We start from the raw sequence: 13,622 nt of genomic DNA, 5'->3' as shown, positions 1-13,622 counted from the left end.
GCGCCCACCGCTCACAGCGCGCCTGCCTTCATCTCCCGCACCGCATGATCCACCGCCCGCGCCGTCAACGCCATGTACGTAATGCTCGGATTCTGACACCCGTTGCTCGCCATGCACGCGCCGTCGGTGATGAACAGGTTCTTGACGTCCCACGCCTGATTCCAGCGATTGAGCACACCGTCGTTCGCCGTCTTGCTCATGCGCGCGCCGCCCATCTCGTGAATGCAGTGGCCCGGCGGATTGCTCGAGCCATGCGTGCGGATGTTCGTGCAGCCCGCGGCGTCCAGCATCTCGGCCATCGCGGTCTGCATGTCCTTGTCCATTGCCTTTTCATTGTCGCGCCACCGCACCTCGATGCGCGCCGACGGCACGCCCCACTTGTCCTTCACGGTGTCGTCGAGCGTCACACGATTGGCTTCGTTGGGCAGCGTCTCACCCCATCCCGACGCCGACAGCGACCAGGGACCCAGCTCGTTGATGAGAGAATTCTTGAAGTCGGTGCCGTAGCCCGGCATCCGCCCGCCGCGGCCCCACCCATCGCGGCCCGATCCGCCCTGCATGCCGTAGCCGCGCAGAAAGTCCGGATGCTGGGATTTCACATTGCGGAATCGCGCGATGTAGATGCCGTTCGGCCTCCGCCCCGTCGTGCGCCTGTCGGTGAAGCCCGGCACGGTTCCCGACGCCCCTGATCCATAGTGATGATCCATCACGTAGCGGCCCAGAATGCCGCTCGAGTTCGCGAGGCCGTCCGGAAAGCGCGTGCTCTTCGAGTTCAACAGGAGACGCACCGACTCGATCGCCGACGCACATAGAAATACGACACGCGCCGTGTATTCACGCGACTGCATCGTGTTGGCGTCGATCACACGCACGCCGCGCGCGCGACCGCGCTTCGGATCGTACAACACTTCGGCCACGACGCTGTTCGGCCGCAGCGTGAGATTGCCCGTCGTGCGCGCCGCGGGCAACGTCGAGCCAAGACTATTGAAGTACGAGTGCGTGATGCAGCCGCGCTCGCACGGGCCGCAGTAGTGGCACGCCAGGCGGCCGTTGTGATTCTGCGTCAGGATCGCCGCGCGGCCGATCGTCATCACGCGCTCGCCGCCGAACTTCGAAAGGATCTTGGGTCGCGCGTATTCCTCGACGACGGTCATCGGCATCGCGGGGAGAAATTCGCCATCCGGCAGCTGCGACAATCCCTCGGGCGCGCCGGTCACGCCGATGAAGCGCTCGACATGCGAGTACCACGGCGCGATGTCCTGGTAACGAATCGGCCAATCGTTGCCGTGGCCGTCCCGTGCATTCGCGCCGAAATCCAGATCGCTCCAGCGATAGACTTGCCTACCCCACGTGATCGAACGCCCGCCAACCTGTCGGCCACGGAACCACTTGAACGGCGCGTTATCGGGCGTGGTGTACGGATTCTCCGCGTCCTTCACGAAGAACTTGTGGCCCATCTCATCGCACGCGTAGCAGCCACGCTGAACCGGATAGTCGCGCTCGAGCGCCTTGCGGTCGCCCATGCCGCGGAAGTGCATCTGCCACGGCTGCACGTGCTCGACGAAATCGGTATTCGGATCGATCGGGCCGCCCGCCTCGAGCACGAGCGTTTTCAGGCCGTGCTCGGTGAGCTCCTTCGCGGCCCAGCCTCCGCTGATTCCCGAGCCGACGACGATCGCGTCGAAGTGCGTGGTTTCAACCATGCGGCATCGCCATCGGCATCGGCGCACCGCCGTCGAACTTGCCGGGCATCACCTCGTAGTGCAGCACCGTCTTCATCACCGGCTCGCTCGTGAAGTAGCCGTACACGATCAGATCCTTGAGCCGCCAATACGTGTGCGCCGGTTCGCCGCGGCGATCGCTCGACGATTCGATTGCGTCGAGCGCCGCGGGGTCGATCGCGTCGAGATTCGCGACGAACGTCTGGCGATCGACCTCCGTCATCTGCTCGCTCACGATCACGTCGATGAACGCCGGCACGCCGACGTCCGTCGCGCTCGGCGTCTCGGTGCGGGGAAGAATGACGTCGGCAATCGCGCCGATGTGCGCGAGCTGCGCCTCGCTCAAGCCGTCGCGAGGCGCAACGCCCGATGCCACCCGCTCCCACGCCGCGAAGGCGTCGTGCGGCAGCAGGGAGGACGCGCCCGCGGCGGCGAGCGACTTGAGTAGCGTGCGGCGGTCCATGGTCTATTCTCCGCCGCGCCGCGCCGCGCGTCAAGCGCCCGCGATCAATCCGTCCGCAGCGCGATGAGGGGATCCACACGCGTCGCCCGCCGCGCCGGAACGATGCACGCGATCGTCGCCGTTCCGCCAAGCACGATCGCGACGACCGCCATGACGAGTGGATCGCCCGGCCGCACGCCGAACAACGCCGCGCTTGCCGCACGCACCAGCACGAGGCCAACGACGAGGCCGATCGCCATCCCGACAGCGGTCTGACGCGCCCCCTGTCGAAAGACCATGCCCAACACGTCGCCAGCGGTTGCACCGAGCGCGAGCCGAATTCCCAGTTCGCGTATGCGCCGGCTGACGGAGAATGCCATCACCGCGTACAGGCCAATCGAAGACAGGACGAGCGCCACCGCGCCGAAGATGAGGAAGATCGTCGCGAAGACATTGAACAACCACATCGGCTGTTTCATCACGTCGGCCATGCTCTGGACCTTGTACACCGGCGTCTCAGGATCGATCGACGCCACGATGCGACGCAATGCCGCGCTTGTCGCGTCGCCCGTGCCGCGCAATGCGACGACCCCCGTCGCATGCCCGCCCTCCTGCCAGAACGAAGTGAGCACTTCCGGCGGCCACGGATTGTCGATGCTCGCCGCGAACAGCGTCGGAATCACACCGATGATGGTGAGCCACGGCGCCGTCGAGTCCGAGCTCACACGAATTCGTTTGCCGATCGCGTCTTCGCCATGAAACTGGCGGCGCACGAACGACTCGCTGACGACAGCGACGTCCGCTGCGCCGGAACGATCGGCGGCGGTGATCGTGCGGCCGCGTGTCGCGCGTACACCGAACGTCGTGAAGAAACCGGGCGTGACCGCGAGCGAGCTGACGATCGGTCGTTCTCGCTGCGTGCGATACGTGCGGCCTTCGACGTACGCATGATGCGATACCCATCCGGCACCGGGCAGTCCGTTGCCGAGATATACGCCGCCGTTCCCCGGCAGCGTGGCAAGCTCGCGATCGAGGCGCTCGAAGAACGCGCGCTGACGCACAGTGTCGCCGGTCGTCAGTGTCACTCGCGCGGTAACCAACCCGGCTGTCGTGAAGCCCGGATCGACGTCCCGCAAATTGACGATACTGCGCGTGATGAATCCCGACGCGAGCAAAATCGCGCTCGACACCGCGATCTGAACGACCACGAGCGTGCGACTCAGCCGGCCGACGCGCAGCGATGACGCACCGTGTGATTCATCCTTGAGCACCGCGCTGATGTCGATGCGCGCGGACTGAATCGCCGGCGCCAGCCCCGACACGATGCTCGCCACGACCGCCGTCGCGACGACGAACAGCAGCACCGCGGGATGCAACCCGACGTCCATCCAGAACAACGGCGACTCCGCATTGGCGACGGCGCGGTTGAACACGGTGATTCCAACCTGCGCGATCGCAATCCCGACGATCGCCGCTCCGATCGCGAGAATGCTCGACTCGACGAGCGACTGGCGCACGATGGCCAGTCGCGAGGCGCCAAGCGCGGTGCGAATGCCGATCTCGCGGCTCCGGTTGGCCGCTCGATCGAGCAGCAGGTTGGCGACGTTCGCGCACGCGACGAGCAACACCAGGAAGACGGCAACGAACATCGTGTTCATCAGCCAGTAGAATCGCGGGTTGACGGACGCGCGCACGAACGGCAGCACCACGATGCGCATCCTCGCATCCTGAACCGGCCGGACGGCCGCGAGCCGGCCCGCCAGGCTCGCGAACTCGGCATTCGCATTCTCATATGACGCGTCCGGCCGCAGCCGGCCGACGGGATTGACCATCGGTCCCTCGCCCGGCGGCACGGTCGCGTTCGCCTGCAGCGGCAGCCAGATCCGGGTGCTATACGGAAACTCGAATGCGTCGGGCATCACACCGACGATGGTGCGGGGACGACCGTCGACACGAATCGTGGCTCCGACCACGTTCGGATTCGACGCAAACCGGTCGCGCCAGAGCGAATGACTCAGGATGGCCGCCGGCGGTGCCGATGGATCGGCGTCCGCCGCTTGAAACGAGCGGCCAAGCGCGGGCGCGGTGCGCGTGACTTCGATCGTGCCGACGGTGACCTCCGCCGCCTGCACGCGATCGGCGCGATCCCCGCCGCTCACGTTCACCGTGGACGTCGAGTAGGCGCCGAGTGTCTCGAAGGAACGCTGTTGCGCCCGGTACGCGGCGAGATCGCCGAAGGGAATGAGCGCGTCGACGCCCGGCTCGCGCGGATCGATGAGCTTCACCACCGCGATGCGCGAGGGATTGTCGTAGGGCAGTCCCTTGAGCAGCAATCCATAGATGATGCTGAACATCGCCACCGTGAGGCCAATGCCGAGCGACAGCGCGGCACTGCCGGCGATGAGCGTGGCCGGACTGCGCCGGAGCGACCGAAAGCCCTCGCGGAAATCGCGCAGCACCGACGTCGAGCTCCACACGCGCGCTCGGCTCTGCACGACACGGCGACGTCGGCCGATCACCGCCCCCTCGAATGCTTCGTCGCGTAGTTGGCGGAGCAATCGTTCACGCGCCGCCGTCGCGCCGATCTGCGGCGTCAGCTCGGTGAACTGCTGCTCGAGATGCTGGGCGACCTCCTCGACGATGTCGGCTTCGTCCTCGGACCTCAATCCCGATGTGGACAGCCGCGCGCGCACGTCGGCGCGCCAATCGAATGACTCAGGTGACTGGTGTGACTCACGCATATCGCACCCCCGCGACGCGGTTGATTGCCGACACGAATTCACGCCACCCTTCGCGCTGGGCGACGAGTGGCGCGCGGCCGGCGGGCGTCAGGCGGTAGAAGCGGCGCCGACGCTCGCCCGCCTTCTCGACCCAGCGCCCCGCGATCCATCCGCGATCCTCGAGCCGATAGAGCAGCGGATAGAGCGAGGCGACGTGAAACACCAACACGCCCTTCGACCGCGACTCGATGAGCTTCTGAAGCTCGTACCCATGCCGGTGCTCGGTCTCGAGCAGCGACAGTACGAGGAATTCGGCACTGCCTTTCTTCAGTTCGTCGGTGAGCATCGCTGGCGCTCGATATGTGGGACTGACACATATAGCAGCGCACCGTATGGGTCCGTTAACGGCGAAGCGTGATGAAACGGCCGGCATTTCCATTAAGAGTCGATTAAGCGGCCGAGCAGGCCGACGAGCGACTCGCCGAGCGGCTCGCCGAGCGGCTCGACTTGCCGGGCAGCGCCCCGCGCACCACAATTCCGCCGACCACGCCCCCATTCTCCCGACCCTTCGAGCCCATGTCCCGTCTTCGCATCGCCGCCGTGGCGGTACCTGCCGCCGCGCTCATGTTCCCGCTCGCCGCGTCCGGCGCCCAGCTGTCCAGGAACCCACCCAAGGGGCCGCTCGTCGAATTCGACAAGATGACCTGGCCCGAAGTCAAACAAGCGATGGCCGAAGGCAAGACCACGGCCCTCATCTATACGGGCGGCACCGAACAGCGCGGTCCGCAGAATACCAACGGCGGCCATACCATGATGGCGCAGGCGACGGTCAAGGCGATCGCCATCAAACTCGGGAATGCGATCGCGCTGCCCGTCCTGCCGTACACGCCGAACAACGCGAGCGCGACGCTGCCCGGCACCATCGGCCTCACGCCCGAGATTCTCGGCGCGGTACTCGAACGCCTGACCGAGCAGGCGATCGCCACCGGCTTCAAGAACGTCATCCTCATGCAGGATCACGGCGGCGGCACGAACGTGTACGGCGAGGTCGCGAAAAAGCTCGACGCCAAGTACGCGCCGCAGGGCGTGCGCGTCTTTTTCTGCGATGAGGTGTACGCCAAGGCGCAGGGCGACTTCGACGCCTGGCTCAAGGCGAACGGATATCCGGTGAGCTCGCACGCCGGCATCCCCGATACATCAGAGATGTGGTATCTCGATTCCGCCAACGTCTACGTCCGCGCCGATCTCATTCCTACCGCGCTCGGCGACACGCTCGGGCGCGGCGCGCAGCGCGATCCAAAGGTGCCGCGCATCAACAACGGCATCTCGGGCGACGCGCGGCGCTCGACCAAGGAGCTCGGCAAGAAGGCGTTCGACATCAAGGTCGATTACGCCGTGCGGCAGATCAACGCGTTCCTGGCCGGCACGGAAACCAACAAGTAGTCCTTCGGAGACCTGGCCGTGCGATCACGCTTCACGCTCGTTACGCCGCCGGAACCGGCGGAGCCGGTCTATTACGACGCGCGCTACGAGATGGAGCTCGCGCAGGAAGAGGCCGCGCTCCGCGACCAGTTGCCCGGCGGCGGACGCATTCGGCTCGTCGCCGGGTACTTCTCGGTCATCGGCTGGCTGATGCTCGCGGGTCTCGGGTTCTCGTCGATCGCGATGCTCATGACGCTCGTCGACCACTGGCGGGAGCTGCGCATCTGGGAGGGCTACGCGATGCTTGGGCTGACCTCGTGGGCGAGCTTGTACACCGCGCGGTTGTTACGGCAGCGTCGGCGCGCCGGAGGATTTACAGCGATGCTCGGGTTTACGGCGACGCTCGCGTCGGTGGGCCACGGGCTCAGCACGGCATCGATCGTGACGAGTGCCGTGGGTCTTTGTTTGACGGCAAGCGTTTGGAAGCATCTCGAGTAGACGGTACGCAGCGTACTGGCGCAAGAAAAACACCACGGACCAACTTCGGACGTACACGGATCGGCACGGAGACGGCGTTGAACGTTTGACGTTGAACGCCTTTTTTAGAAAACCCTCAGGACGCTTTGTGGCTCGAAGCGTCCTGAGGGTTTTCTAAAAAGGCCATGAAACTGCAGTCAATTGCAGTTTACGCCGTCTCCGTGCCGTTCCGCCGTTGTCCGCCGTCCGTCCGTGGTCGCTTTTGTCCTACCGTCCACTGCTCGTCGCCGCGGCGGGCGCGACAGCCCTTGGCTCATCATTCCAGTTCATGATCGAGTTGAAGATCATGTTGAACTCTCCGTGGTTCTGCCAGCGATACACCGGATTGTTCGCGAACATGATCACCCGCCCGCCCCCGTTGTACGCCTGCGGAATGTCCACCGCGAACGCGCGATTGCGGAGATTGTCGGCGCCCGTGATCGAACCGCTCAGCACCGACGCGTCGCCGCCCACGTACTCGCCGATCACGTTCGCCTGATCGGCGATCCCGACGCGGAACACCTGGGATCCCTGTGGGAACTTGATCGGGAAGATCTTGTTCTCGTAACCGTAGAAGACGGGGCTGTTGGCCTTGACGATCTCCGCCTGGATGAGCGGCTTCTGCGCCGCGACGCCGGTGGGATTCTCCGAATCCACCGTGTGCGCGAAGCCGAATTCGATCGGGAAGCGCGACGATTGCAGGGCGGTGATCAGCGTGCCGCCCTGCTCCAGGAACTTGCCGAACGTGTCGGCGCCCGCCTGGCCAAATCCTCCACTCATGTCCGGCGTCGAGCCGTACATGCCGAGGAATTTGTACTTGTCACTTTTCTCATAGGGCTGCGGCTTCGCGGCCTTCGCGGCCATCACCGCGGTGCGATTGATGTTCTGCGCCGCCATGATGATGACGTCGTAATCCTTGCGCAGGTCGCCCTGTTCGACGCGCTCCTTGAAGATCAGATCGTAGGGAATGCCGAACTGATCGAACGCGTGGCGATACCAGCCCAGCTCCTGCGTGCCGTTCCACTGGGAGTAGATCGCGATGCGCGGCGCGTCACCATCATGGGACGCCACCGTCGGGAGCGACGAGAGTGCGGCGGCGGTGAGCCCCAACTGCTCGACCTGCGCGCGCGCGGCCTGCAGATCCGCCGGCGAGCCCGTCACGATGAACGAACCCGCGGGGAAATTCACGCCTTCGGCCGTGAACGACTGCTCGGCGATCTTCATCGGCACGTTCCGCAGCTTGTAGCGGAACGCGATCATGTTGTTCGAGCCGTAGTGTGCCACGGCGAGTCCGGCGGTGCCGCTGCCTCTTACGGTGCCGTGGACCACCGCCGTCTTCACGAGCGTCGACGGCGCGTCCAGAATCGCCTTGTCCTTTACTTCCTTCACGTCGACGTTGAACGCGTAGCCCATCGACCAGCCGCTGTCGTCGTAGGTCTGGATGGCGGGATCAGGGTAGTCCTGGCGCTCGAGCAGGTTTTTCGCGAGTCGGCCGTACGGCTGGTTGAGCTTGATGACGTACGAGCCCGCGGGGAATTTGTCGCTCCCCACCGACGCGTCCTTGTCGAGCGTTCCGATCTCGATGCCCTGCGCGCGCAGCACGTTCACGAGCGTCGCGACCTTCGTCATGTCGCGCTGCACGGGGATCACGTAGCCGAACGGCGCTTCGGTCGAGCCGTGCTCCAGCGAGTTTCGCGTCTTGATATAGAAGTTTTCTAATATCAATTGTGGAAACATCGACGTGAGCTGGAGCGCCGACAGCACGCCGGTCTCCATGTAGTTCGTGTTGTCGCGCCGCGTGAAGTTCTGGATCGCGTTCGGCGGAATCGGCAGGCCGCGATACCACTCGCGCGGCTGTGCGCCACCGCAGCCCGTCGGCACGCTCGAGCGGGCGCCGTTGCAGGCGCTGAACGCTCCGGTGCCTCCGCGTTGGGTGTTGGGCGCTCCCGCGTTGGGCGTTGGGCGCTGGGCGTTGGGCGACTGCGCTGAGTCCCCGGCTGCACCACCGCGCCCCCCACGGCCACCCCGACCACCGCCGCCACGACCACCACGTCCGCCGCCGGCAGCGTTCGCACCAGCCGCATTCGCGCCAGCCGCATTCGCGCCAGCCGCATTCGCACCAGCCGCATTCGCGCCAGCCGCATTCGCTCCGCGCCGAGCCGTCGAATCCGCCGAGGAATCCCGCCCAGCGCCCACCGCACCACGCCCAACGCTCGGCTCCCGCCCCGACTGCGTCTCGTACATCCGCATCATGCCGTTGTGATTGTACGCGACCGAGCCCAGATAGCCCGGCGAATACCCATCCATGAACGCGTGCGTGTACACGCCCGGCATACCCCACTTCGTCATCTGCGCCAGCTCCCAATTCGAGAACCACGGCAGCTCGGCGAACAACAACGGATCGAGATTCGGGTTCTGAGGCGGCCCGCCCGAATACGTGTACATCAACGGCTGCGCTTCGTGCAGATCGTGCATGATCGGCGGATGCGCCGTGTAGTACCAATCCGTGATCGCGCGCATCGACACCTGTGAGAGGTTGATGTCGCGATTGTTGTCGTGATACACGTACTTGCCCCAGTAGGGGAGCTGCCCCGCTGGGTTGGGCGGTGGGCGCAGGGGGTTGGGCGGCCCAGCCGCACCACCATTGGCCGCCGAATCACCAGCGGCACGTCCATCGCCCAGCGCACCACGCCCATCGCTCGTCGCGGCCTGCATGTCGAGCCCATGATAGAACCAATCGACGTTGCGATCCCGTCCATCCGGATCCGCCGCCGGCGTGATCGACACGATCACGTTGTTGCGAATCTGACTCACGAGCGGCGACGTCTCGGTCACCAATCGATACGCCAGCTCCATCAACATCTCCGACGGTCCGGTCTCGCCCGAGTGCAAGCCGCCCATGAAGTGATAGTTCGGCTTCGTCGTCGCGATGAGCTGGCGAATCTCGGCATCCGAACGCCCGCGCGGATCGGCAAGCTTCGCCAGATTGTCGCGGTTGCGTTGCAGATTGCGGATGTTCTCCGGCGACGACACCCAGATCACGACGAGCTCGCGGCCCTCGTCCGACGTCCCGATGTGCTCGACCTTCACACGATCCGGCGCGGCCTTGGCCAGGGCGCGATAATACTTGAGGATGTCGGCGTAGTACGTCAGCTTGGCGGGTGCGCCGATGTAGTAGCCCAGAACGTCCTTCGGCGATGGAATGCCCGAGACCTTCGGCAAGTGATCGACCAGCGGGCTGCCATACTGCGCACCGCCAGTCCACTGTGTGTAGAGTTTGGCGAAGTCGTCGTACTGCGTCTGATGCGGATCGCGCGTTTCGTTGACCGCGGCCTGCGCATGAAGCGACCGCGGGAACGTCATCGCCAACGCGGCGATACATGTGATGGATGTGACCGCGGGACGCAAAACGCGGCGCGAAGCAGAACGCAGCCGCCAGGAATGGAAAATCATCAACGGTGCTCCGTCGAGTGGTCGTGCACGTGAGGAGGGAGGTACAATGCAGCGAGATGAAGCATACGAGTCGGCCCAGCCATCGGCCAGTGACACCGGCGTCGTCCGCAACGCGCTGATCCCGCGCAGAAGCTTTCTGATCGCCGCGGTCGGCGGACTCGCCGGGTTCAAGCACGTTGCGCTCGGGCGGCCGCATTTCGACGACGTGACCATCGTCGAGTTCTCGAACGACGGAAAGCGACTGGGCACCGCGCGCGTGCCGAAAGTCGTGAAATCCGACGCTGAATGGCGCAAGCAACTGTCCGCGCAGTCCTACCACATCACACGGCAGCGCGGAACCGAATATCCATTCACCGGCGCGTACTGGAATCTTCACGATCGCGGCATCTTCCGCTGCATCTGCTGCGACACGCCACTATTTGACTCGGCAGTCAAATTCGATTCCGGCACCGGATGGCCAAGCTTCTGGCAACCGATCGCCGAGGAGAATCTTCACCACGGCGAGCCGAGCCCGGGGGATCGCGAAAGCGAGGTCACGTGCCGGCGATGCGACGCGCACCTGGGCGATCTGTTCAGCGATGGACCGAAGCCGACCGGCCTTCGCTATTGCATCGACTCCGTCGCACTGCGCTTCGTCAAGGCGAGCTGAGCGTTTCGTCGTTCGCTGCCCCCGCTATTCGATGAGCCGTCGCGTGGGGCGCTGCGTGATCGTCGCGCTCCCGCGCAGCTCGTCGAGCTCGGCGTCGGTGAGCTCCGTCCAATTCGGGGGAAACGGAGCCAGCCGGCGCTTCTCGCCCTTCGTCTCGAACACGAGCCACCCGCCCGCCCACGCTCGCCCCAGCGGCACGCGAAAGCCCTTCTTTTCACGGCGCTCCTGCGCGGGCGGCAGCGTCGTCCCGTGGACGGGCGTCCGTCGTCGTTCGGCGTATTCCGGTTGAACCGACCAGACGTCCCACAGCCGGCCCTGCGGATCGGTGTACGTGCGATGCGGCATCGAGGGCGAATGCTGGGGTGAGTGAACCCCAACTCGCAAGGCTCAGACCGGCGCGTTTCGCGCCGGCCGTCTTCCCGCGTCCGCGATCAAGGCTCGGCAGCCTAGGATTCGACCGTCTCGAGATATCCAGCCAGCTCGAAGTTGCCGAAGAATCGCGCCCAGTCGGATGCGGTCGCTTCGTGCGCCCCGTCCTTGAGCTGCGGATTGGCGCCCGCCGCCAGCAACACGTCGACCACTTCGCGCGAATCACACTTCGCGGCATAGTGCAGCGGACGCACGGATTGCTCGACCGGCGCGTTTGGATCCGCGCCGCGCTCCAACAGAAAGCGCACCGTGTTCGCGTTGCCGAGCGCCGCCGCGGTGTGAATCGGCATCTCGCCGAAGCCGCTCGCGGGATTGATTCCATCGCGCCGCGCGTTCACGATGTCCACGCCCTCGAGCGCGAGCCGCGCAAGCCCCGCCGTATCGTCGAGCGCGGCGAGTATCCATGGATCGCGCTCACCGGTGACTTCCATGAGAAATTTCGCAATCGGCCGGCGCGAGCGGCGTCCGTACGCAGCCGATCGTGCCGCCGTCGATCCGTACTTGTCCACCGCCTCGAGTGGCGCACCACGGTCGATGAGCAGCTGCGCGACCTGGATCGTCGCGGCGAAGTGCAACGGCGGCGCATGATTCGCCCGCTGCGCGCGCACGACGCCCGGCTGCGACGTGATGATCGCGTCGAGCCGCTCGACGTCGCCGAGTGCGGCGGCTTCCCACGCGTCGACGTGCGCGCCGTGCGAGAGCAGCAGCTCGACGAGCGAGCGCGATTGGCGTCCCGCGGCGATGAGCAGCGGCGTCCAGCCGTCGTACATGTCGCTCGGATGATTCGGATCCGCGCCCATGCGGAGCAGCATCGCGGCAACGTCCGTGCGTCCGTTCTCCACGGCAACGTGCAGCGCCGTCGGTTCTCCGGCCCAGATCGGATGTGGTCCCGTCACCTTGGCCAGCTCGGGCGACTTCTCGAGCACACGCCACGCGGCAACGGCGTCGCCTGCGCGTGATGCAGCGAACAGCTCGTCGAGAGCTTTCAAGTCGGCCTCCAGTTTTCTCGCGGAGATTTTGCACCCGAGAATTCGAATGCGCTAGGAGTGGCCTCGACGAGCGATGTTCAACCGTTTCGCGACCGGCAACTTTCGTTCAGTCGCGTTGGGCGCGTGCCTACGTTTCGCGCATGCATCTTTTCGAGCCTCTCACCCTTCGCGGTGTCACACTGCGCAATCGCATCGGCGTTTCGCCGATGTGCCAGTATTCGAGCGTCGACGGGTTCGCCGACGACTGGCATCTCGTTCATCTTGGCCAGTTTGCCGTGGGCGGCGCGGGTGTCGTGCTCACCGAAGCAACGGCGGTGCTGCCCGAAGCGCGCATCAGTCCACAGGACTTGGGGCTCTGGAAGGACGAGCACGTGGAGTTTCTCGCGCGCATCGGCCGGTTCGTGCGGGCGCACGGCGCGGTGTGGGGATCACAGCTCGCGCATGCCGGACGCAAGGCGAGCACGGCACGCCCATGGGAGGGCGGCGGCCCGCTGAGCACGGAGCTCGGCGGTTGGTCGCCCATCGATGCACCGAGCGCGATTCCGTTCGACACAGAGTACCAGACGCCGCGCGCGCTCGACGCCGAAGGAATCGAGCGCGTGATATCGGCATTTCGTGATGCCGCGGTTCGGGCGCTCGCCGCCGAGATGGAGATGCTCGAGATTCACGGCGCGCACGGCTACCTGTTGCACGAATTCCTGTCGCCGATCTCGAACACGCGCAACGATGAATACAGTGGATCGTTCGAGAATCGCACGCGACTCCTGCGGCGCGTCATGCGTGAGATCCGGAAAGTCTGGCCCGAGCGGTTTCCGCTGGCCGTACGCCTCTCGGCGACGGACTGGCGCGACGATGGTTGGACCATTGATGAGACCGTCGAGCTTTCGCGTTTGCTCGTGAGCGACGGTGTGGACCTCATCGATTGCTCGAGCGGCGGTATCGCGCCGAAGGTGAGAATTCCGGTCGGTCCGGGCTATCAGGTGCAATTTGCCGAGCGTGTTCGACGCGATGCGCACGTTCCGACGGCGGCGGTTGGGTTGATCACGAGTCCCGAGCAGGCCGAGACGATCGTGCGCAGCGGTCAGGCGGACATGGTCGTGCTCGCGCGCGAGCTGTTGCGCGATCCGCATTGGCCGTTGCGCGCGGCGCGTGAGTTGCGCCGCGACGCGCCGTGGCCGCCGCAATACGAACGCGCGAAGTTGTGAATATCGTAACGCGGCGCGGTGCGGCGCGGTGCGGCGCGGTGCGGCGTAGTGCGCCGCCGCGGTTCGCGCGGTAGGT

At 65.4% G+C, this 13,622-nt stretch carries 11 protein-coding genes; 4 read left to right on the top strand and 7 right to left on the bottom strand.

Annotation, left to right across the window (positions count from 1 at the left end; all coding sequences use genetic code 11):
• Positions 1-11: 11 nt before the first annotated feature.
• Genes VN706_16720 through VN706_16705 form a run of 4 tightly spaced genes read right to left on the bottom strand, consistent with a single transcriptional unit; the run spans position 12 to position 5,229 of the window.
• On the bottom strand, positions 12-1,703 hold the full coding sequence (locus VN706_16720; GenBank protein ID HXT17284.1) for a GMC family oxidoreductase: 1,692 nt from the start codon (positions 1,701-1,703) through the stop codon (positions 12-14).
• Positions 1,696-2,184 (bottom strand): gluconate 2-dehydrogenase subunit 3 family protein, encoded by a 489-nt coding sequence (locus tag VN706_16715; GenBank protein HXT17283.1) that lies wholly within the window; start codon positions 2,182-2,184, stop codon positions 1,696-1,698. The genes VN706_16720 and VN706_16715 overlap by 8 nt, the downstream gene beginning before the upstream one ends.
• Positions 2,185-2,228: 44 nt before the next feature.
• Positions 2,229-4,904, bottom strand: a complete 2,676-nt coding sequence (locus VN706_16710) for an ABC transporter permease (GenBank protein HXT17282.1) — start codon at positions 4,902-4,904, stop codon at positions 2,229-2,231.
• Entirely contained in the window at positions 4,897-5,229 is a 333-nt protein-coding gene (locus VN706_16705; GenBank protein HXT17281.1) for a PadR family transcriptional regulator, read from the bottom strand. The genes VN706_16710 and VN706_16705 overlap by 8 nt, the downstream gene beginning before the upstream one ends.
• A gap of 230 nt (positions 5,230-5,459) precedes the next feature.
• Between VN706_16705 and VN706_16700 the strand changes: the two genes are divergently transcribed.
• Together VN706_16700 and VN706_16695 are read left to right on the top strand one after the other, a co-directional pair.
• Positions 5,460-6,326, top strand: a complete 867-nt coding sequence (locus VN706_16700) for a creatininase family protein (GenBank protein HXT17280.1) — start codon at positions 5,460-5,462, stop codon at positions 6,324-6,326.
• An 18-nt stretch (positions 6,327-6,344) separates the two neighbouring features.
• A complete protein-coding gene (locus VN706_16695; protein ID HXT17279.1) occupies positions 6,345-6,803 on the top strand; it encodes a hypothetical protein in 459 nt (152 codons plus the stop codon).
• Positions 6,804-7,049: 246 nt separating this feature from the next.
• On the opposite strand, the gene VN706_16690 is transcribed toward VN706_16695, so the two are convergent.
• Positions 7,050-10,184: a M14 family zinc carboxypeptidase gene (locus VN706_16690; protein ID HXT17278.1), complete on the bottom strand. Its 3,135-nt coding sequence runs from the start codon at positions 10,182-10,184 to the stop codon at positions 7,050-7,052.
• 136 nt (positions 10,185-10,320) lie between these two features.
• Here VN706_16690 and msrB point away from each other — a divergent pair, with 136 nt between their 5' ends.
• Positions 10,321-10,923: a peptide-methionine (R)-S-oxide reductase MsrB gene (gene msrB / locus VN706_16685; protein ID HXT17277.1), complete on the top strand. Its 603-nt coding sequence runs from the start codon at positions 10,321-10,323 to the stop codon at positions 10,921-10,923.
• Positions 10,924-10,947: 24 nt separating this feature from the next.
• Here msrB and VN706_16680 read toward each other — a convergent pair whose 3' ends face one another.
• Together VN706_16680 and VN706_16675 are read right to left on the bottom strand one after the other, a co-directional pair.
• The gene (locus VN706_16680) at positions 10,948-11,268 is read right to left on the bottom strand and encodes a hypothetical protein (GenBank protein ID HXT17276.1); all 321 of its coding nucleotides are present in this window, start codon (positions 11,266-11,268) and stop codon (positions 10,948-10,950) included.
• Positions 11,269-11,369: 101 nt separating this feature from the next.
• Positions 11,370-12,341 (bottom strand): ankyrin repeat domain-containing protein, encoded by a 972-nt coding sequence (locus VN706_16675; protein HXT17275.1) that lies wholly within the window; start codon positions 12,339-12,341, stop codon positions 11,370-11,372.
• Positions 12,342-12,481: 140 nt separating this feature from the next.
• Here VN706_16675 and VN706_16670 point away from each other — a divergent pair, with 140 nt between their 5' ends.
• Entirely contained in the window at positions 12,482-13,546 is a 1,065-nt protein-coding gene (locus VN706_16670; GenBank protein ID HXT17274.1) for an NADH:flavin oxidoreductase/NADH oxidase, read from the top strand.
• The last annotated feature ends 76 nt before the right edge of the window (positions 13,547-13,622 follow it).

This window comes from Gemmatimonadaceae bacterium (assembly GCA_035606695.1).
In the GTDB taxonomy this organism is placed as follows: Bacteria; Gemmatimonadota; Gemmatimonadetes; order Gemmatimonadales; family Gemmatimonadaceae; genus JAQBQB01.
The sequence above is the reverse complement of the archived record's forward strand: the minus strand, read 5'-3'. Positions and strand labels throughout refer to the sequence as shown.

What these genes read in the sequence shown, in the direction of transcription:
- VN706_16680 (HXT17276.1), bottom strand. Translation starts at nt 11,268, where the DNA reads ATGCCGCATCGCACGTACACCGATCCGCAGGGCCGGCTGTGGGACGTC.
- VN706_16700 (HXT17280.1), top strand. Translation starts at nt 5,460, where the DNA reads ATGTCCCGTCTTCGCATCGCCGCCGTGGCGGTACCTGCCGCCGCGCTC.
- VN706_16710 (HXT17282.1), bottom strand. Translation starts at nt 4,904, where the DNA reads ATGCGTGAGTCACACCAGTCACCTGAGTCATTCGATTGGCGCGCCGAC.
- msrB (HXT17277.1), top strand. Translation starts at nt 10,321, where the DNA reads ATGCAGCGAGATGAAGCATACGAGTCGGCCCAGCCATCGGCCAGTGAC.
- VN706_16670 (HXT17274.1), top strand. Translation starts at nt 12,482, where the DNA reads ATGCATCTTTTCGAGCCTCTCACCCTTCGCGGTGTCACACTGCGCAAT.
- VN706_16690 (HXT17278.1), bottom strand. Translation starts at nt 10,184, where the DNA reads ATGACGTTCCCGCGGTCGCTTCATGCGCAGGCCGCGGTCAACGAAACG.
- VN706_16705 (HXT17281.1), bottom strand. Translation starts at nt 5,229, where the DNA reads ATGCTCACCGACGAACTGAAGAAAGGCAGTGCCGAATTCCTCGTACTG.
- VN706_16720 (HXT17284.1), bottom strand. Translation starts at nt 1,703, where the DNA reads ATGGTTGAAACCACGCACTTCGACGCGATCGTCGTCGGCTCGGGAATC.
- VN706_16715 (HXT17283.1), bottom strand. Translation starts at nt 2,184, where the DNA reads ATGGACCGCCGCACGCTACTCAAGTCGCTCGCCGCCGCGGGCGCGTCC.